The sequence below is a fragment of the Streptomyces sp. NPDC006879 genome (assembly GCF_042869595.1).
Lineage (GTDB): Bacteria > Actinomycetota > Actinomycetes > Streptomycetales > Streptomycetaceae > Streptomyces.
On the sequence record NZ_JBIAGC010000027.1, the window covers coordinates 41,647 to 60,023 of the forward strand.

The following is an 18,377-nucleotide window of genomic DNA, read 5'->3' on the forward strand; positions in this document are numbered from 1 at the left end:
GTACCCCCCCCCCCCCCCGCGCCCCCCCCCCCCCCCCCCCCCCCCCCCCCCCCCCCCCCTCGCCGGGGTGGTCAACCGTTCTTGATGCGGTTGGTGAGCTCGGTGACCTGGTTGTAGATGGAGCGGCGCTCCGCCATCAGGGCCCTGATCTTGCGGTCCGCATGCATCACGGTGGTGTGGTCACGTCCTCCGAACTGGGCGCCGATCTTCGGCAAGGAGAGGTCCGTGAGCTCCCGGCACAGGTACATGGCGATCTGGCGGGCGGTGACAAGGACCCGGCTGCGCGAGGAGCCGCAGAGGTCGTCGACCGTGAGGCCGAAGTAGTCGGCGGTGGCCGCCATGATCGCGGTAGCCGTGATCTCGGGGGCGGAGTCCTCGCCCCCCGGGATCAGGTCCTTCAACACGATCTCGGTCAGACCGAGATCCACCGGTTGGCGGTTGAGGCTGGCGAAGGCGGTGACCCGGATCAGCGCGCCCTCCAACTCCCGGATGTTGCGGGAGATCCGGGAAGCAATGAACTCCAGCACCTCCGGAGGGGCGTTGAGCTGCTCCTGAACGGCCTTCTTGCGCAGAATGGCGATTCGGGTCTCCAACTCGGGCGGCTGGACGTCGGTGATCAGACCCCACTCGAACCGGTTGCGCAGACGGTCCTCCAGGGTCACCAACTGCTTCGGCGGCCGGTCCGAGGAGAGCACGATCTGCTTGTTGGCGTTGTGGAGCGTGTTGAAGGTGTGGAAGAACTCCTCCTGCGTGGACTCCTTGCTCGCCAGGAACTGGATGTCGTCGACGAGGAGGATGTCCATCTCGCGGTAGCGCTTGCGGAAGGCATCGCCCTTGCCATCGCGGATGGAGTTGATGAACTCGTTGGTGAACTCCTCAGAGCTCACGTAACGGACCCGGGTACCGGGGTAGAGGCTGCGGGCGTAGTGACCGATCGCGTGCAGCAGGTGCGTCTTGCCGAGTCCCGACTCGCCATAGATGAACAGTGGGTTGTACGCCTTGGCAGGAGCTTCCGCGACGGCCACCGCGGCGGCGTGCGCGAACCGGTTCGACGCACCGATCACGAAGGTGTCGAAGAGGTACTTCGGGTTGAGCCTCGCAGTCGGTTCCACGGGCCCCGAGGAGGAGCCGGATGATCCGGGAGGGGGCGCGGCAGAGGGCTGCTTCGCTTGCGGCTCGTAGCCCGGGGGCTCGTACTTCTGTGCCTCATAGCCCTGTTGCTCGTACTTCGGCTGCTCGTACTTCGGCTGCTCGTACTGATGTGGTTCGTACGGCTCCGGCTGTGAGCGGTAGCCGTGCTGCGACGGCTGCGGGCTCGCGTAGGGGTCGCGGTCGGCCGGGAAGCCGCCGAGCCGCTGCTGCTGCCAGCCGTACTCGTCCTGGGCCTGTGGTCGTGGCCAGGCTCCCGGTTCGGGCCGGGGTCCTTGTTGGTAGTCGGGGTAGGCGGGCCGGGCCGTGGGCGGGTTGTCTGCGTACGGATCCCGCTGGGGCGGAGCCTCAGCAAGATGGCCGGGGTCGCCGACGGAGTCGTCCACCGTGATCGCGATACGGATGGGCCGGCCGCATTCGCGGCTGAGGGTCTCACTGATCAGCGGAGCCAGGCGCCCTTCCAGTACCCGCTTGCCCCATTCGTTGGGCACGGCCAGCAGAGCGGTGTCGGCGACCAGCGCGAGGGGCTGGCAGCGCTCCACCCACTGCTTGTCCTTGGGCTCGATGCCCGGTTGCCCGTCCGCGAGGAGGTGCTCCAGCACGCGCGGCCACACTGCGGCAAGATCGGCAGGTACGTCAGCCACAGCAGAGCACGCTCTCTCACTGGTCCCACGAATGTGTGGTTCTGAGGGACGGGTCGGGAAGAAAAATCGGGACGGAACGAACCCGAGTCAAGCCACGGTAGTCAGCCCGACCCGTGCGGTACAAGTTGTTGTCCACAGGCTGTGCACAGCGCGTGGCCCCGATGGCTCGGTTTGACCGGATGGCGTAGCCGCGCGTACCGTAACCAGGTCGAGTTGTCGATGGCTGCTGCCGCCTGCCTACCGATGGGCGAAGGTCACTTTTAGTGATCGTTATGCGGTGCCACTCGGGCGATACGCGAGTTCCTCGTGGGCGCACGGTGACAGCCAGGCGATGTCCCGCCACAACGATTCATTCTCTGGAGCCCCCGAGTGAGCAAGCGCACCTTCCAGCCGAACAACCGTCGTCGCGCCAAGACCCACGGCTTCCGCCTCCGTATGCGTACCCGTGCCGGCCGCGCGATCCTCGCGTCGCGCCGCAGCAAGGGTCGCTCCGCGCTGTCCGCCTGAATCACCAGGTCATGACGTCGTGCTGCCTTCCGAGAATCGGCTGAGGCGGCGCGAAGAATTCGCGACCGCAGTACGCCGGGGACGCCGGGCTGGACGCCCACTCCTCGTCGTTCATCTTCGTAGCGGTGCAACGGACCCGCACGGGTCGGAGGGGAAGACTCCTCCGACCCGTGCGGGTTTCGTCGTCAGCAAAGCAGTCGGCGGGGCGGTCATCCGTACCCGGGTGAAGCGCCAACTTCGCCATCTACTGCGTGATCGGCTGCCCATGCTGCCCCCCGGTAGCCTGGTAGTGGTCCGAGCTTTGCCCGGTGCGGGCGAAGCGGACCACGAACAGCTGGCCCGAGACCTGGACGCTGCTTTCGAGCGGCTCCTGGGAGGGGTGGCGCGATGAAGTATCCGCTGCTGGCTTTGATCAAGCTGTACCAGTGGACGATCAGTCCTCTGCTCGGGCCGGTGTGCAGGTATTACCCTTCGTGTTCGCACTACGGGTACACGGCCATCGACCGGCATGGTGCGGTGAAGGGGACGGTACTGACCGCCTGGCGGATCCTGCGGTGCAACCCGTGGTCACCGGGCGGGGTCGATCACGTCCCACCTCGTAAACGCCCGCGTTGGCATGAACAGCTGCGCAGCGCGTTGCGTAGACCTCGCCCAATGCTCAAGGAGCCTGATTAGTGGACACGATTGCCAGTCTCTTCAGCTTTATCACCACACCTGTCTCATGGGTCATCGTCTGGTTCCACAAGATGTACGGGGCGATCTTCGGCCCTGACACCGGGTGGGCGTGGGGACTGTCCATCGTCTCGCTGGTGATCGTCATCCGGATCTGCCTGATCCCGCTCTTCGTGAAGCAGATCAAGGCGACCCGCAACATGCAGGCGCTGCAGCCGAAGATGAAGGCGATCCAGGAGCGCTACAAGAGCGACCGGCAGCGTCAGTCCGAAGAGATGATGAAGCTGTACAAGGAAACGGGCACCAACCCGTTGTCCTCGTGTCTGCCCATCCTCCTGCAGTCACCGTTCTTCTTCGCCCTCTACCGCGTCCTGTCGAGCATTGCCTCCGGTGACACCATCGGCGCGATCAACGAGCCGCTCCTGGCGAGTGCGCGTAAGGCTCACATCTTCGGAGCTCCGCTGGCCGCGAAGTTCACGGACAGTGCCAGCGAGGTCGCCGCGCTGAACGCCTCACTGACCGATGTGCGCATCGTCACCGCGGTCATGATCATCCTGATGTCGCTGTCGCAGTTCTACACACAGCGCCAGCTGATGCAGAAGAACGTGGACCTCTCGGTCAAGACGCCGTTCATGCATCAGCAGAGGATGCTGATGTACATCTTCCCGCTGATCTTCGCGGTGATGGGCATCAACTTCCCGGTGGGTGTCCTCGTCTACTGGCTGACCACCAACGTGTGGACCATGGGCCAGCAGATGTACGTGATCAACCAGAACCCGACTCCGGGCAGCAAGGCGCAGGAGCAGTATCTGGCGCGCCTGCTGAAGAGCGTCAAGGCACATGGTGAGGTCCGGGGCCGCCGCCGGCGAAGCACGGTCCAGGCGATCGTGGCCAAGGGGCCTGACCGCAATGACAACGAGCGTAAGTTCATCTCGGCCCTGGCCAAGGCAGGCCTGTCCGCACAGGACAACGGCACCGTGGCGAAGAGCGAAATGAACGTGGCCGAGGCGGAGGCCTCGGGCGCTGCCGGCAAGCGGCAGCAACCGAAGCGGCAGTCGAAGTCGCAGCGCTCCCAGGGACCCAAGCACCCCTCGTCGAAGAAGTAAGAAGGAGTCCATCCCGTGACGGAAGGCACCACCTCCGCTGCTGCTGAGGGTGGCGACACCCTGACCCGCCTGGAGCAGGAGGGCGAGATCGCGGCTGACTACCTTGAGGGTCTGCTGGACATCGCCGACCTGGACGGCGACATCGACATGGACGTCGAGGCGGACCGGGCAGCAGTCTCGATCATCAGCGACTCGGCTGGCCGTGAACTACAGAAGCTCGTTGGGCGCGACGGTGAGGTCCTGGAGGCCCTCCAGGAGTTGACCCGGCTGGCCGTTCACCGTGAGACCGGTGATCGTAGCCGCCTGATGTTGGACATCGCCGGTTTCCGGGCCAAGAAGCGCGAAGAGCTTGCCGCTCTGGGCGCTGAGGCCGCGGAGCAGGCTAAATCCTCGGGTGAGCCGGTCAAGCTCGACCCCATGACCCCGTTCGAGCGCAAGGTCGTGCACGACGCCGTGGCTGCGGCAGGTCTGCGCAGCGAATCGGAGGGCGAGGAGCCGCAGCGCTTCGTCGTCGTTCTGCCGGCCTGACCGAGGCTCTGATCGTTCGGCCCCGTCTGTTCGCAGGCGGGGCCGAAGTTTGTCAGCCTGACCACACAGCCACACAGCCACACAGCCACACAGCCACACAGCCACAGCAGCGTTCAGCCAAGGCATATGTTGAGCCGCCACAGGGCGGCACGGAAGGACGGTTCCCCGTGACGGAGGCAGCGGAGCTTCCCCCGGCGCCCGCAGAGGCACGTGCGGTTTTCGGTGAGCATTTCCCGGAGGCCGTCCGATACGCCGAGCTGTTGGCTGACGCGGGAGTCCAGCGGGGGCTGATCGGCCCGCGCGAGGTACCGAGGCTTTGGGAGCGGCACCTGTTGAACTGCGCAGTGCTCGCTGAGGCCGTTCCGGAGGGAGTCTCGGTCTGCGATGTGGGTTCGGGTGCGGGGCTGCCCGGCATTCCGTTGGCTCTGGTTCGCCGGGACCTGAAGATCACGCTGCTGGAGCCGCTCCTTCGACGCACGACCTTCCTTCAAGAGGCCGTGGAGCTTCTCGGCCTGGATCATGTGACGGTGACGCGAGGCAGGGCCGAGGAGGTACTGGGCAAGCTACCGCCGGTGCATGTGGTGACGGCTCGTGCGGTGGCCCCATTGGATCGGTTGGCCGCTTGGGGGGTGCCCTTGCTCCGACCCTATGGGGAGATGCTGGCTCTGAAGGGCGATACCGCCGAGGAGGAGCTGGCAGCGGCGAAAACTGCGCTGGCGAAGCTCGGTGTGGTGAAGACCTCGGTCCTGCACGTCGGCGAAGGAGTCGTGGACCCCCAGACGACCGTTGTTCGCGTCGAATGCGGGGAGAGCCCCGGCGGTGTGCGGTTCGCTGCGAAGCGCGCCAAGGCTGCCCGGACTGGTCGCGCACGCAGGCGCCGTTAGTTAGGTCCGATAGCGACGATTCCGTCCGGCTCCGGGCGGGGTGGCGCTGCCCTGACGGACGGACCCAGACGGGCGGGCACTGCGCCGTTGTGTGCGTAACGGTATGCAATTCGGAGTGTCGCAGAAGCACGATGTCGGCTCGAGTGCATCGTGTTTCACGTGAAACGTCGTTCTCTGCTGCACGGAATCATCAGCCGCGGGCGTGCGGCTGCTTCGCCGCGTGAACGTAAGGCGGCGAGGGTGACGGACGTCTCCACAGTGGTGGATTCATCCACAGGAGAACGGGCCCCGCTGGTTCGCACCCCCGTCGACATGGGAGGCTCTGCTCATCGTGAGCCTGAAGTCGAGGAGAGTGAATCCTTGCGGTCCGACGCCAACATCGCGGGACCGATGACCGATCCGGTCCCCGGTCCCCGCACCGAATCGGCGGGGGAGGATGTTTCACGTGAAACACCGCCCCCGATGGACGACACCCCTATCGGTCGTGCTGCCCAGCTAGCGGTACAAGCCCTGGGCCGCTCTGGTGGGGGGCTTCCGAGGCCTGCCCAGACCAGAATCATGGTGGTCGCGAACCAGAAGGGCGGCGTGGGGAAGACCACCACGACGGTGAACCTCGCAGCCTCTCTGGCATTGCACGGCGCCCGAGTTCTCGTCATCGACCTGGATCCGCAGGGCAATGCTTCCACAGCGCTCGGAATTGACCATCACGCTGAGGTCCCCTCCATCTATGACGTGTTGGTGGAAAGCAGACCGCTGTCCGAGGTGGTTCAGCCCGTTCCGGACGTGGAGGGCCTCTTCTGCGCCCCAGCCACCATTGATCTTGCCGGCGCTGAAATCGAACTCGTCTCTTTGGTGGCCCGGGAGAGCCGACTTCAGCGAGCGATCCTCGCTTATGAGCAGCCGCTTGACTACATCCTCATCGACTGCCCACCGTCGCTGGGGCTGTTGACCGTCAACGCGATGGTGGCTGGGGCGGAGGTGCTGATTCCCATCCAGTGTGAGTACTACGCATTGGAAGGCTTGGGTCAGCTCCTGCGGAACGTCGACCTGGTACGCGGGCACCTGAACCCAGGGCTCCATGTGTCGACGATCTTGTTGACCATGTATGACGGGCGTACGCGGCTGGCTTCCCAGGTCGCTGATGAGGTGCGGAGCCACTTCGGCAAAGAGGTTCTGCGGACCAGCATTCCTCGGTCGGTGCGCATTTCGGAGGCGCCGAGCTACGGGCAGACGGTCTTGACGTACGATCCCGGCTCCAGCGGTTCTCTGTCGTATCTGGAAGCCGCAAGGGAAATCGCCCTGCGCGGAGTGGGAGTCCACTACGAGGGCCAGCACGGCCATGTGGGCATCCAGAACAGCAGGCAGAGCATGGTGGAGGGGAAGCAGTGAGTGAGCGACGTAGGGGGCTGGGCCGCGGGCTCGGCGCGCTGATCCCGGCAGCTCCACAAGAGAAGTCCGCGGGGGAAGGTGCTGTCGCGTCTCCTTCGGCCCTGCCTCTTCAGCCGACCGAAAGGGGTGTGGCAGCGGCCAAGGTCACTGCCTTGCCTTCGGCGGCTGTTTCACGTGAAACATCGGAACAGGTTGACTTCACCGAACCCGGCTCGGCTGCGACTGCCGTGGCGGGGGCCGCGTTTGCCGAGCTCGCCCTGGATGCGATCACGCCCAACCCCAAGCAGCCACGTGAGGTCTTCGACGAAGACGCCCTGGCGGAGCTGGTCACCTCCATCCAGGAGGTGGGTCTCCTACAGCCGGTGGTGGTACGGCAGTTGGGGCCGGAGCGCTATGAGCTGATCATGGGTGAGCGCCGGTGGCGGGCATGCCGCGAGGCCGGCTTGGAGCGTATCCCGGCAATCATCCGGGCCACGGAGGACGAGAAGCTCCTTCTTGACGCTCTGCTGGAGAACCTTCACCGAGCACAGTTGAATCCGCTCGAAGAGGCGGCTGCTTACGATCAGTTGCTACGTGACTTCAACTGCACCCATGACCAGCTTGCCGATCGGATCGGGCGCTCGCGCCCGCAGGTATCCAACACTCTGCGGTTGCTCCGTCTGTCGCCCTCGGTGCAGCGCCGAGTGGCAGCAGGCGTGTTGTCGGCTGGCCATGCGCGTGCGCTGCTGTCGGTGGAGGACTCGCAGGAACAGGATCGACTAGCGCACAGGATCGTTGCCGAGGGGCTGTCGGTGCGTGCGGTCGAGGAGATCATCACCCTGATGGCCAGCTCGCCTTCGAGCTCGGTGCGGCCGAAGGGGCCCCGTGCGGGCGCGCGTGTCTCGCCGGCACTCACCGATCTGGCCGCGCGGCTTTCTGACCGGTTCGAGACCCGGGTGAAGGTTGACCTCGGACAGAAGAAAGGCAAGATCACGGTCGAGTTCGCTTCCATGGAGGACCTGGAGCGGATCCTGGGGACTCTGGCGCCGGGTGAGGGGCGGGTCCTGCACCCGGAAGAGGGCTGAGAGGCGCGGCTGACCAGCCGGTTTCAAGTAGCTGTTGAAGCAGTAGGGGCGGGTTGTCTTCCGGCGTATCAGGAAGCCAACCCGCCCTTTGCCGTGCTGCGGTGTCAGCGTTATACGCAGGTAGATACGATGCGATCAGGTTGCGATCAGTGGGGCATTTCCACCCGGAAGTGAGGATCAGCCTTCATGGGGCGTCGGCTCGTACCGCTCACGCTGGACAATCTTCAGGATCTCCCGCGGCGCTGTCGTACGTGTGTCTTCTGGGAGCTTGATCCGGTCAGCGGTGAGGCAGCGGCCAAGGCAGGCACCCCGGAGCTGGAGAAGGAGGCGTGGATTTCCGCCGTGCTCCTGGAGTGGGGATCTTGTGGCCGGGTGGTCTATGTGGATGACGCTCCGGTCGGTTTCGTTCTCTATGCCCCGCCCGCCTACGTACCGAGGTCACTCGCCTTTCCGACCAGTCCGGTCTCGCCTGACGCGGTTCAGATGATGACCGGTTGGATCCAGCCGGGATACCAACGTCAGGGGCTTGGGCGGGTGCTGGTCCAGACAGTGGCCAAGGACCTGCTGCGGCGTGGATTCCGAGCGATCGAGGCCTTCGGGGACGCACGTTGGGACGGGCCAGCCTGCGTCCTGCCTGCTGAGTATCTGCTGGCAGTCGGGTTCAAGACGGTTCGCCCGCACCCCGTCCATCCCAGACTCCGTCTGGAACTGCGGTCAACTCTTTCCTGGAAGGAAGACGTCGAGCTGGCCCTGGATCGCTTGCTGGGCGCCGTACAGAAAGAACCCGCACTCCGTCCGCTGTGACCTCTGAGGCGAGCGACCCAGAACGAAGGGGGCTCACCCTGCCCGGGTGGCCCCCTCGCACCATGATGACCAGTTCATCTCCTCCGGATCTTGCCTGATGGGCAAGATCCGGAAAAAGGGGCGACCTAGCCCTTGGCGGTGATGAACTCGTCGAGGTCGCGGATGATCGCGGCCTTCGGCTTGGCACCGACGATGGTCTTGGCCACCTCGCCGCCCTTGTAGACGTTGAGCGTCGGAATGGACATGACGCCGTACTTGGCAGCCGTGGCCGGGTTCTCGTCGATGTTCAGCTTGACGATCTCGATGTCGTCGCCGTACTCGGCAGCGATCGCCTCAAGCGAGGGCGCGATCTGGCGGCACGGACCGCACCAGGCGGCCCAGAAGTCCACCAGGACGGGCTTCTCGTTCTTGAGGACTTCCTGCTCGAAGTCGGCGTCTGTCACGGTCTTCAAGGTGCCGGCCACGGAGGCCTCCTCTTTCTTGCGCATGGGGTGGGGTGTGGTGAAAGTCGGTGGGTCAGACGCTGGTGGTCGCGGTCTCCGCGTGGGAGAGGGCGGCCAGGAAGCGCTCCGCGTCCAGAGCGGAAGAGCAGCCGGTGCCAGCCGCGGTGATCGCCTGACGATAGGTGTGGTCCACCACGTCGCCGGCAGCGAAGACGCCGGAGAGGTTGGTGCGGGTCGAAGGTGCCTGGACCTTGAGGTAGCCCTCCTCGTCCAGTTCCAGCTGTCCCTTGAACAGCTCGGTGCGAGGGTCGTGGCCGACGGCGATGAAGAGGCCGGTGACCGCGAGAGGCGAGGTCTCGCCGGTCTTCGTGTTACGCAGCGTCAGACCGGAGAGCTTCTGCTCCCCGTGGATCTCGGCGACCTCGCTGTCCCAGGCGAACTTGATCTTCGGATCGGCAAACGCCCGGTCCTGCATGGCCTTGGAGGCGCGCAGGCTGTCGCGGCGGTGGACGATGGTGACCGACTTCGCGAAACGGGAGAGGAAGGTTGCCTCCTCCATCGCGGTGTCGCCGCCGCCGACGACGGCGATGTCCTGGTCCTTGAAGAAGAAGCCGTCACAGGTGGCGCACCAGGAGACACCGCGCCCGGAGAGCGCGTCCTCGTTGGGGAGCCCCAGCTTGCGGTGCTGGGAGCCGGTGGTGACGATCACGGCCTTGGCGCGGTGAACGTCACCGGCGGTGTCGGTGACGGTCTTGATCTCGCCGCTGAGGTCGACGGAAACGATGTCGTCGGGGATTAGCTCAGCACCGAAGCGCTCGGCCTGGGCGCGCATGTTGTCCATCAGGTCCGGGCCCATGATGCCGTCGCGGAAGCCGGGGAAGTTCTCCACATCAGTGGTGTTCATCAAGGCACCACCAGCGGTGACCGCACCTTCGAAGACCAGGGGCTTGAGCGACGCGCGTGCGGTGTAGAGGGCCGCGGTGTATCCGGCGGGCCCAGAGCCGATGATGATCACGTTTCGGACGTCGCTCACGGGTTTCTTCCTCGTCTCTGCGGACTGGCTGCTGTCTGCCGGGGCCCGGTCATGAGCCTCACCCCACCCAACGGATCCTACGGGGCGTGCATTCCCGGAGAAGCCATGCGGCCCTGGGGTGGTCCAGGGACCGTTCAGTAGGCGATCAGCTACGAGGAAGCAGCCTGCTGAAGAGCACCTTGCCAGGGTCCTGCGGCGCGCTGTTCTGGCAGCCGGCATCGACCAGCAAGGCGCGGACACGAGCCGTTTCGCCTTCCTGGGGCAGGAGGACGAGGTAGACCGCCGAGCCCTGGTAGGTCCCACGTTCGAAAGCCAAGGGTTGCTCGGTGGAGCCGGTGGCCTTCTGCACGCAGGTGGGGAGTACTTCACCCGCTTGGCTCATCCGCTCCGGCTGCCCCTGGGCGGAAGGCGGCTTGAGCCCGTCCATGGACAAACTGTCGGAGCCCAGGAGCTGCTGGACGTGTGAGGGCAGGTTCTGCGGGGTGTACGTGTCAGCCGGGGCCAGAGCATCTGATTCGGCGGTCGAAGGCGCTACCGCAGACTGTTCCGCCTGCCTGCTAGCCGTCGGGCGGCCCTCGTCGAAGAGCGAAGGAACGAAGAGGACGGCAGCAGTGAGCGCTGATGCCCCGAGCAAGGCGCTGCCCCACAGGGCCATGCGGCGTCGGGGGCGGGAACGCCCGGGGCCCGTCGCTGCGCCCCCCCGGCCGGTGGGTCCGGTCCGCGGGGTTCGTGGCCTTGAGGGTGCCGGCGCCGTTTCGGAGGCAGGTGGCGACGGAGGAAGGGACGAGGATGTTTCACGTGAAACACCACCCACGGAAACCTGCTTGATCTGCTCAGGAGAGGTTGCGTTCAAGAGGGCTTCGGCGGCAAGGGCTGCGTCGATCCGTCCAGCGACCTCACCAGGCATGCGTTGGGGTCCGGGCAGGGTACCGAGCAGGGCCCGGATCTCCTCCAGGGAGGACCGGACGTCCTCGCAGAGCTCGCAGCCTTCGAGATGACGACGCAGCTCCGCGCTACGAGTCGGTGAGAGCAGGCCTTCGGTCAGCTCAGAGATCTCTGAGACGTCCGGGTGCCGGATCGTGTCGGTTGTGGAGTTCACGTGCGCCCACCTCCGCCCTTCACAGCATCGGGGTCTCTGGGTTCTGCTGCTGGTGGGACGGATGTCCCCTGCGACCGGTTCCTTCCCCGGTCGGAGCCCGGGTTATCCCCGGGAAAGCGGCGCAGATGAGTGAGCAAGGGGACCAGCCTCGTCCGACCGCGAGCACACCGGCTTTTCACCGTTCCCACCGGCACATCAAGGATCTGGGCGGCTTCGGCCACGGCGTAGCCCTGCATGTCCACGAGTACCAGAGCGGCCCGCTGCTCGGCAGGCAGGGTTGCCAGAGCTGCCAGGAGCTCGCGCTGGAGGTCTGATCGCTCCGCTGGTGCTTCTGCTGACTCGGAGGGCTCCAGCAGTTGCTCCAGGCGTTCGGTGTCGTTCAGCAGCGCCGTCTTGCGGGAGGCGGCCTTGCGGGCTCGGTCGAGGCAGGCGTTCACGGTGATGCGATGCAGCCATGTGGTGACCGCCGATTGGCCTCGGAAGGTGTGGGCGCCACGGTAGGCGGATACCAGGGCGTCCTGGACGGCGTCAGCCGCTTCCTCGCGGTCACCGAGGGTGCGGAGCGCCACCGCCCAGAGCCTGTCGCGGTGGCGACGCACCAGCTCACCGAAGGCATCGGGGTCGCCGTTGACGTGCCGCTCCAGTAGTTCCTGGTCGCTGACGCTCTGGTCGGCGCTGGCCTCGTCCAAAGGTGGGCCCCTCCCCCTGTGGTGTCCTCAGCCCGTGAACTTGACGTTGTTGATGCCCTGTTTGTAACCGGCTCCGCTGAAGGAGGCGGCATCTGCCCCTGAGTAGGGCAGATGGGTGAGCCAGAGCAGTACGTATCTCGTCTTGACCGGCTTCTTCGCCTTGATCGCCAAGCTGTTTCCGGACGTCTGGCCCTCGGCGATCTCCTTCATGGACTCCACCGGCGTCGCGGATGACGTGGAATCCGTGGCGTACAGAACGGCTCGGGTCTGGTTTCCGCTGTAGCGCAGCGCTAGGGAAGCGGCCGAGACCTCCTTGGCGTCACCGAGGTCGTACACGATGCCGATGCCGGGCTTGTAAGGAGCCAGCGGGGGACCGTCGGAGTACCGCTTGGTACGCCAGAAGCTCTGCGGATCACCGTCATAGGTGTTGGCCACGCCCTCGGCGTTCTGCTCCGAACCGGCTGCCACGTACTCCTTGGCGCCCTGGATGGGCAGTTCCACCGGAACCTTCTTCGGAGGAGTCGCACCGTTCTTGGGCTCGGCAGGCTGGGTCTCCTGTTCGCTGCTGCGCTCCATGAGGGTGTCGGCGAGCTGCCAGCTTCCCAGGCCCAGAGCGACGATCAGCAGCGTAGCCACCCCCCACTTGAGGGCACGACCGGTCCGTCCGTCCAAGGGTGCCGGCGGTGGTGGCACCACCATCGGTTTGACGGCACCGTGACCGCCGTGGGCGTAGGCACGCTGGTACGCCGCGGCTGGATACTCCGATGGAGTGAACGCCGGCTCCGGCGGCCGGATCCGTGGCATCGCGGAGACAGCCCGGGCGAGGTCTTCCGGGGTGGTGCAGGGAGGGTCCTGGCGTGATGCGGTCGCTCCTTCGTTGACCAGCGCCCGCATGGCGATATCGGAGAGGCCTCGGTGGACTCCTGCGCGCACCTGATCAGGTGGAATGAGTCCGACGCCCTTGGGAAGCCCGGAGAGTCCGTAGGCATCCACCTCGTACGGCCAGCGCTGGGTGAGCGCCGCATACAGCAGGGCCCCGATGGCCTCGGTGTCCGCGCGCTGAGGTGTCTCGGCGGTGATGCCACGAAGTGCGGCGTTCACGGCGAGCCCGCGGATGCGGTACTGGCCCGTCGAAGTGCGAAGTATGGCGCTGGGTGTCAACCGCAGGTGGGCCAGGCCTTCGCGGTGGGCCGCAGCCATGGCCTGGGAGACCTGGTGGACGAGCTGGTAGGCGTCGTGAGCGTCCAGGGGGCCCGCGGAGAGCAGGGCCGTCATCTCGGTGGCGTCGGGAAGCCACTCATGGACGACGTAGACCAGGTCGTTCTCCTCGACGGCATCGAGGACCTGGACGAACCGCGGATCGCCCAACAGGGCGGAGGAGCGGGCAGCGGCGAGAACGGAGCGGGCACGTGGATGGTCGGCGGGCAGCAGGTGGACGCCCACGGCACGACGGAGCTTTTCGTCCATGGCGCGCCAGCTGCTGAATCCGTCCAGACGGGTGACGCACTCTTCGAGGCGGTACCGCCGGGCCAGCTTGTGGCCGCTGTGGAGTTCGGGTGCCGCTGTGGTGGGCGAGCCTCGGTGTTCGCCTTCGGTTTCAGGAGTGTCGGGCTTCTGTCGGTCCTGGGCTTCTGCCGCCCCGTCGGCCGTGGCCTTGTCCGCCTTGGCGGCTGGCGGTTCGTCACCGCCGTTGTCGGCCACGTCGACGGCAGCTGTGCTACGTTCCGCCACCGTCGTTCCCTGCCTCCCCATCCGTTGCGCGCTGTCGTGCAGTCTGCAAAGCCATGCCAATTGTGCCCACAGTCCGCTGCTCTGCACGACATGCGGCAGCGGGCGATGGTTGTGCGAATCAGCGTCCCAAGCGTCCGCGGACCATACCGACCATTGCGTTCAGCTCCTCGATCCGCATGCGCTTGGCGGCGATCAGGAAGACGGCCAGCAGGACGATGCCACCGGCGACCAGAGCAGCCAGTGACCCCAGGGCTCCCGTGCCGAGGCTCTGAACGATGGCGAAGGCGGTGGCTCCCGCGGCCACTGCCGCCGGAACACAGGCTCCGATGAGTCGTGCGTAGGTGCGCACCACGCGGGCACCGTCGAGGTCACCGCCGAGTCGGGTGCGCAGCCGGCGCCATGCGACTCCGACACCGACCGCATAAGCCATGCCGTAGGCGAAGCCCATTCCCACCACGGCCCAGCGGGCCGGCAGCGCGATGAAGGCGATCCCGGCAACGGCGGCGTTCACCGCCGCCACGATGACGGTGTTGTAGAAGGGGGTGCGGGTGTCCTCGTAGGCATAGAAACCGCGCAGGACCACGTACTGGATGGAGTACGGGATGAGGCCCAGACCGAAAGCCATCAGTACGTAGCCGATATTGAGGGCGCCCTTTCCTGCGCTGGCGTAGAGCAGGGTGGCCATGGGGGCACCGAGCGCGAGGAAGGCGAAGGCGCAGGGGACGATGGCCACGGCGGAGGTCCGCAGCCCGTAGGAGATGTCGTCGCGCACGGCGGCTGCGTCCCCGTCGTGAGCGGAGCGCGAGATGCGGGGCAGCACCGCGGTCATCACGGAGACCGTGATGATGGCCTGCGGCATCTGCCACAGCTGCAGCGCGTAGTTGTAGGCGGTGATGCCGGTACCACTGTGGCCCTGCTTGTCGGCTACCGCACCGGCCCAGGTGGCGAGTTGGGTGACGACGATCAGTCCGAGCTGGTTGGCGAGGACGAAGAAGAAGGTCCACTTGGCCAGGCCGGCGGCCTTGCCGAGGCCGTGACCCCGCCAGTCGAAGCGCAGCCGGGGCTTGAATCCCGCGTCGCGCAGGTACGGGAGCATGGCGACGGCCTGCACGGTCAGGCCCAGCAGGGTGCCCAGGCCGAGTAGACGCATCGCCTCGGGCGTGATGTTGGTGGCGTTCACACCGGAGCTGGTGAAGCCGCCGAAGGCCCAGATGAAGGCCCCGAACGTGGCGATGACCACGACGTTGTTCAGAACCGGGGTCCACATCATGGCGCCGAACCGGCCCCGGGCGTTGAGGATCTGCCCGAGGACCACGTGCACGCCCATGAAGAACATGGTCGGTAGACAGAACCGGGCGAAGGTCGTCGCCACTTCCATCTGCTGGGGGTCGGAGGCGATCTTCGGGGACATCATGGTGATGAACAGCGGCGCTGCCAGTACACAGACCGTGGTGACACCCGCGAGGAGTACCACTACGAGGGTGAGCAGCCGGTTCGCGTAGGCCGTTCCCCCGTCCTCGTCGTCCTTCATGGCGCGCACGAGCTGCGGAATGAACACGGCGTTCAGCGCGCCACCGCCGACGAGCACGTAGATCATCGTCGGCAGGGTGTTCGCGATCTGGTAGGTGTCGTTGAGCGTGCCGATGCCGATGGCTCCGGCGATCACCAGGGTGCGCAGGAAGCCGGTGATCCTGGAGACGATCGTGCCGGCGGCCATCAGCGCGCTGGAGCGCAGCAGTCCGGCAGCCCGGCCGGTGGGCTTGGCCGGCGCCGGGGCTGCGACGGGCGCTTCCTCCACTGCGACCGGCGAGTGCCCGGCTGCGGACTGCTGGTCCCGGTACAGGTGGGCGAAGGCATCGGGCTCGGGCTGTTCATCGGTGGCCTGGGTCACCAAGGCGTCCACACCGACGAACTGGGTGGTGGCGGCGTGATCGCCGTACGGGAGGTGGCGGGAGGGGCCGTCGGGCTCCGGAGGAGGAGTCTGAGCCCATACGCGCGGGTCCGGAGGGTAGGACGGCGAAGCCGGTTGGGCGTACAAGTGCCCAGGTTCCTGGTAGGTGCCGGGGGGCGGCGGTGGGTGCGCCGACCGGTCGTACAGGGCCTCCGTCACGGGGTCCTGTGAGGACAGGTCCTGCTCGCGATAGGGGTCGTGGTCGTACGCGTCCTGGACGTAGGGGTCCTGGACGGGTACGCCGGGAGGCGGAACCTGCCCCGGAGCTGGGGCGCCCGGGTCCGTGCCCCGGGAAGGCGCGGCACCGCCCGTGCCCTGTGGGCGGTCACCGTCGTACGGCGCGTTCATCGAAACCCCACCTCATCGTCCCCAGGCCGGCCGGCCACGACATCGCTCAACGGTTCACTTTCTCACCCGGGCTGGATGTGTTGCCGTTTTCCGGTCCGGTGTCCGGCATCGGGTCACTCGGCTGCCCGTCCACGGCCCTGGCCGCTGCCCGCTTGCGGGATTTGTACATCCGGATTCCTGCGAGGACCAGCAGGAGCATTCCTCCGGCGATGACGAACATGACGGTGGCGGTGATCTCGGTGGCCTCGACGGTGAAGGTACGCGGTTCGCCGTAGGCAACGCCATCCTCGGTGAAAAGTTGGGCGGTCACCTCGATGGGTCCGCTGGCACTGGCGCTCGCTTCGAACTTGAACGACTGGCTGTGGCCGCCCTGGACGCGGATGCTCTGTTCGGCCTGTGCCTTTCCGTTGAACTTCAGCCTGGTCGCGTTGCCGGACTTCAGACGTAGGACGAGCCGTTCCACGTCCTGCACCAGGCTGTTCTGCACCGTGACGGGGATCGTGGCACTGCGTCCGGAGAGCATCGCGTCCGACTTGGGGATCAGCTGGACCTTCCGGGTCAGGCTGATCAGGTACTCCTGAGTGCTCCTGCGGTAGTCGCGGGCCTGGGCTGCCCGACCACGCCACGAGGTGGACATCTCACGGTCCACGGTGTTCCCGAAGGGGATCCCGACCCGCTGGGGGTAGGAAAGGATCACCTGGAAGTGGTTCAGGGTGGTCCCCGTGGAGTGGATCTCCTCGAACGCGGTACGGGGAAGCTCGCTCTTGCGGAGGGACGCCGGGTATCGACCTGTGCTGGGAACGGTGGTGGTGGCACCCGGGTCCGGCTTGGCTTTGGCAGCCGTCTCCAGGTCCACCGGCTGGGTCCAGCGGTTCGCCTTCATCTCACGCAGTGCCGCGGCCATGGTCTGCGCCTGGGCAGCGGTGGGCATCCGCTGGGGGGTGACCACGATGCTGCGCTGGTCGTCGGTGTCCTGGAGGCTCAGGGCCAGGCTCTGGGCCAGAAAGCGCTGCACGGCCAGCGTGGAGGTTTCGGCCCGCGACATATCGCCTTGGAACGCCTTGGACAGCCGTTCATCGGCGACGACGGCAGTCGTGCCCCCACCGATGGGTCGGGCAGAACTCGGCGTGTAGCCGAGCCCCCGGGTCTCCCGGAGGCTGTCGGAGCGAGCCAGCACGTAGTGGGCCCCTGCCGAGGTCGCGACATTGACGACGGCGGGATCGATGGCGCCGTCGACGGGCCAGGCGAAGTCGGTGGAGGGGGTCACGTGGAGGATGGTCTCCACGGCCTGACCCGCCTTCTCGGTCGCCGGCCGCAACTGCGAGAGCGCCCCCGAAACCTTCTTGCCCTGATGAGCGAGGGAAGCCAGATCCGGGTCGGCGAAGGGCAGCGCGACCACCTTCTTGCCCTGCACGGCGGCTTCGAGGGAGCCCAACCACTGGGCCGCCACCGCCCTACCGGTGCCGGGAACGAGCCCACCGTCAGCGGTACGGACCTGGTAGTCCCGCTGGGCCATGGCGTCGGCACTCGCCAGCAGGTCCGGGTCGATCAGCCAGGTGACGTCGAGCTGACTGCCCAGGGAGACGAGCTGTTCGAGCCGACCACCGGGGGCGAGCTCGGAGGCGAGTTCGTCATCAGAGAAGACGGGCGTCTGCTGCTCGTCCGATCCGGTTTCGGCGGTCACGTGAGCAGTGGAGATCAGCGGCCAGACATAGGTGAGCTGTGACCTGTTCTCCATGGCCTCCGGCTGCCAGGGGAGGAAGGTCCGCTCGATGCCGAGTACCTGCTCGTAACGGCGTGTCTCGGTCTCCCCGGAGACGGAGACGCCCAGCTGGTAGACACCGGCCTCATCAAGGCCCAGCTCCTCCACCGGGACCTTCAGGCTGAAGGGTCGGGCCACCTTCGACAGGAGCGTGTCGATCTCGACCTCGTAGGGTTCACCGATCTCCGCGGGGTCGGTCCCAGGGCGGAAGGCGCCACGCTCGGCTGCGGCGTCGATGGAGTCCCGACTGTTCAGTACCGGACCGATGCGCAGCCCGACATGGGCGTCGGTAACGGTCTCGCGGCCCTTGTTGGTCAGGGTGCCCGAGATGGTCACGGTGTCGCCCTCGACCGGAGCCTGGGGCGTGATGGTGTCCACAGACACATCGACTCGGGTTCCGCCCGCGGCCTCGGCCTCGGGCGCTGCGGAGGCGGCTGGCACGTAGACCAGGCCGGCGAGCACCGGTGTCCCCGCGAGGAGAACCACAGCGCGCCGCAGCCAGCGGCGGCGGGCAGGAGCGGGGGGCGTCCCCTGGAAGTCTGCCGCCTCGGCCACGCGCTCGCCCGTCCCTTGT

General features: G+C 66.5%; 17 protein-coding genes. 9 read left to right on the forward strand and 8 right to left on the reverse strand.

What is annotated here, in order from left to right; translation table 11 throughout:
• Positions 1-71 precede the first annotated feature (71 nt).
• Positions 72-1,793: a chromosomal replication initiator protein DnaA gene (gene dnaA / locus ACFYMC_RS19945; protein ID WP_388526835.1), complete on the reverse strand. Its 1,722-nt coding sequence runs from the start codon at positions 1,791-1,793 to the stop codon at positions 72-74.
• Between the two features lie 369 nt (positions 1,794-2,162).
• On the opposite strand from dnaA, the gene rpmH reads away from it, so the two are divergent.
• From rpmH to ACFYMC_RS19990, 9 genes are all read left to right on the forward strand, one after another.
• Positions 2,163-2,300 carry a 50S ribosomal protein L34 gene (rpmH, locus tag ACFYMC_RS19950; protein WP_388526838.1) on the forward strand — a complete coding sequence of 46 codons (138 nt, stop codon included), beginning with the start codon at positions 2,163-2,165 and terminating at the stop codon, positions 2,298-2,300.
• A gap of 19 nt (positions 2,301-2,319) precedes the next feature.
• The gene (rnpA, locus tag ACFYMC_RS19955; protein ID WP_388526841.1) at positions 2,320-2,691 is read left to right on the forward strand and encodes a ribonuclease P protein component; all 372 of its coding nucleotides are present in this window, start codon (positions 2,320-2,322) and stop codon (positions 2,689-2,691) included.
• Positions 2,688-2,975, forward strand: coding sequence for a membrane protein insertion efficiency factor YidD (gene yidD / locus ACFYMC_RS19960; protein WP_388526844.1), 288 nt, complete (start codon positions 2,688-2,690; stop codon positions 2,973-2,975). Before rnpA ends, yidD begins: the two co-directional genes overlap by 4 nt.
• Complete coding sequence (gene yidC, locus ACFYMC_RS19965) at positions 2,975-4,078, forward strand: membrane protein insertase YidC (RefSeq protein WP_388526847.1); 1,104 nt, start codon at positions 2,975-2,977, stop codon at positions 4,076-4,078. Before yidD ends, yidC begins: the two co-directional genes overlap by 1 nt.
• A 15-nt stretch (positions 4,079-4,093) precedes the next feature.
• Positions 4,094-4,606 carry a protein jag gene (locus tag ACFYMC_RS19970; protein ID WP_388526850.1) on the forward strand — a complete coding sequence of 171 codons (513 nt, stop codon included), beginning with the start codon at positions 4,094-4,096 and terminating at the stop codon, positions 4,604-4,606.
• A 167-nt stretch (positions 4,607-4,773) separates the two neighbouring features.
• Positions 4,774-5,490 (forward strand): 16S rRNA (guanine(527)-N(7))-methyltransferase RsmG, encoded by a 717-nt coding sequence (gene rsmG, locus ACFYMC_RS19975; RefSeq protein ID WP_388526852.1) that lies wholly within the window; start codon positions 4,774-4,776, stop codon positions 5,488-5,490.
• A gap of 312 nt (positions 5,491-5,802) precedes the next feature.
• Positions 5,803-6,879: a ParA family protein gene (locus tag ACFYMC_RS19980; RefSeq protein ID WP_388526912.1), complete on the forward strand. Its 1,077-nt coding sequence runs from the start codon at positions 5,803-5,805 to the stop codon at positions 6,877-6,879.
• Positions 6,876-7,943: a ParB/RepB/Spo0J family partition protein gene (locus ACFYMC_RS19985; protein WP_388526854.1), complete on the forward strand. Its 1,068-nt coding sequence runs from the start codon at positions 6,876-6,878 to the stop codon at positions 7,941-7,943. The genes ACFYMC_RS19980 and ACFYMC_RS19985 overlap by 4 nt, the downstream gene beginning before the upstream one ends.
• 186 nt (positions 7,944-8,129) lie before the next feature.
• Entirely contained in the window at positions 8,130-8,747 is a 618-nt protein-coding gene (locus ACFYMC_RS19990; protein WP_388526856.1) for a GNAT family N-acetyltransferase, read from the forward strand.
• A 125-nt stretch (positions 8,748-8,872) separates the two neighbouring features.
• On the opposite strand, the gene trxA is transcribed toward ACFYMC_RS19990, so the two are convergent.
• From trxA to ACFYMC_RS20025, 7 genes are all read right to left on the reverse strand, one after another.
• Complete coding sequence (gene trxA, locus ACFYMC_RS19995; RefSeq protein ID WP_388526915.1) at positions 8,873-9,211, reverse strand: thioredoxin; 339 nt, start codon at positions 9,209-9,211, stop codon at positions 8,873-8,875.
• A gap of 52 nt (positions 9,212-9,263) precedes the next feature.
• Positions 9,264-10,223, reverse strand: a complete 960-nt coding sequence (gene trxB, locus ACFYMC_RS20000) for a thioredoxin-disulfide reductase (RefSeq protein WP_388526858.1) — start codon at positions 10,221-10,223, stop codon at positions 9,264-9,266.
• 145 nt (positions 10,224-10,368) lie between these two features.
• Complete coding sequence (locus tag ACFYMC_RS20005) at positions 10,369-11,322, reverse strand: zf-HC2 domain-containing protein (protein ID WP_388526861.1); 954 nt, start codon at positions 11,320-11,322, stop codon at positions 10,369-10,371.
• The gene (sigM, locus tag ACFYMC_RS20010) at positions 11,319-12,011 is read right to left on the reverse strand and encodes an RNA polymerase sigma factor SigM (protein WP_388526863.1); all 693 of its coding nucleotides are present in this window, start codon (positions 12,009-12,011) and stop codon (positions 11,319-11,321) included. Before sigM ends, ACFYMC_RS20005 begins: the two co-directional genes overlap by 4 nt.
• A 27-nt stretch (positions 12,012-12,038) precedes the next feature.
• Positions 12,039-13,742: a protein kinase family protein gene (locus tag ACFYMC_RS20015; RefSeq protein ID WP_388526866.1), complete on the reverse strand. Its 1,704-nt coding sequence runs from the start codon at positions 13,740-13,742 to the stop codon at positions 12,039-12,041.
• A 118-nt stretch (positions 13,743-13,860) separates the two neighbouring features.
• Positions 13,861-16,041 carry a murein biosynthesis integral membrane protein MurJ gene (gene murJ / locus ACFYMC_RS20020; RefSeq protein WP_388526869.1) on the reverse strand — a complete coding sequence of 727 codons (2,181 nt, stop codon included), beginning with the start codon at positions 16,039-16,041 and terminating at the stop codon, positions 13,861-13,863.
• A 46-nt stretch (positions 16,042-16,087) separates the two neighbouring features.
• Positions 16,088-18,358: a DUF6049 family protein gene (locus ACFYMC_RS20025; protein WP_388526871.1), complete on the reverse strand. Its 2,271-nt coding sequence runs from the start codon at positions 18,356-18,358 to the stop codon at positions 16,088-16,090.
• Positions 18,359-18,377 lie beyond the last annotated feature (19 nt).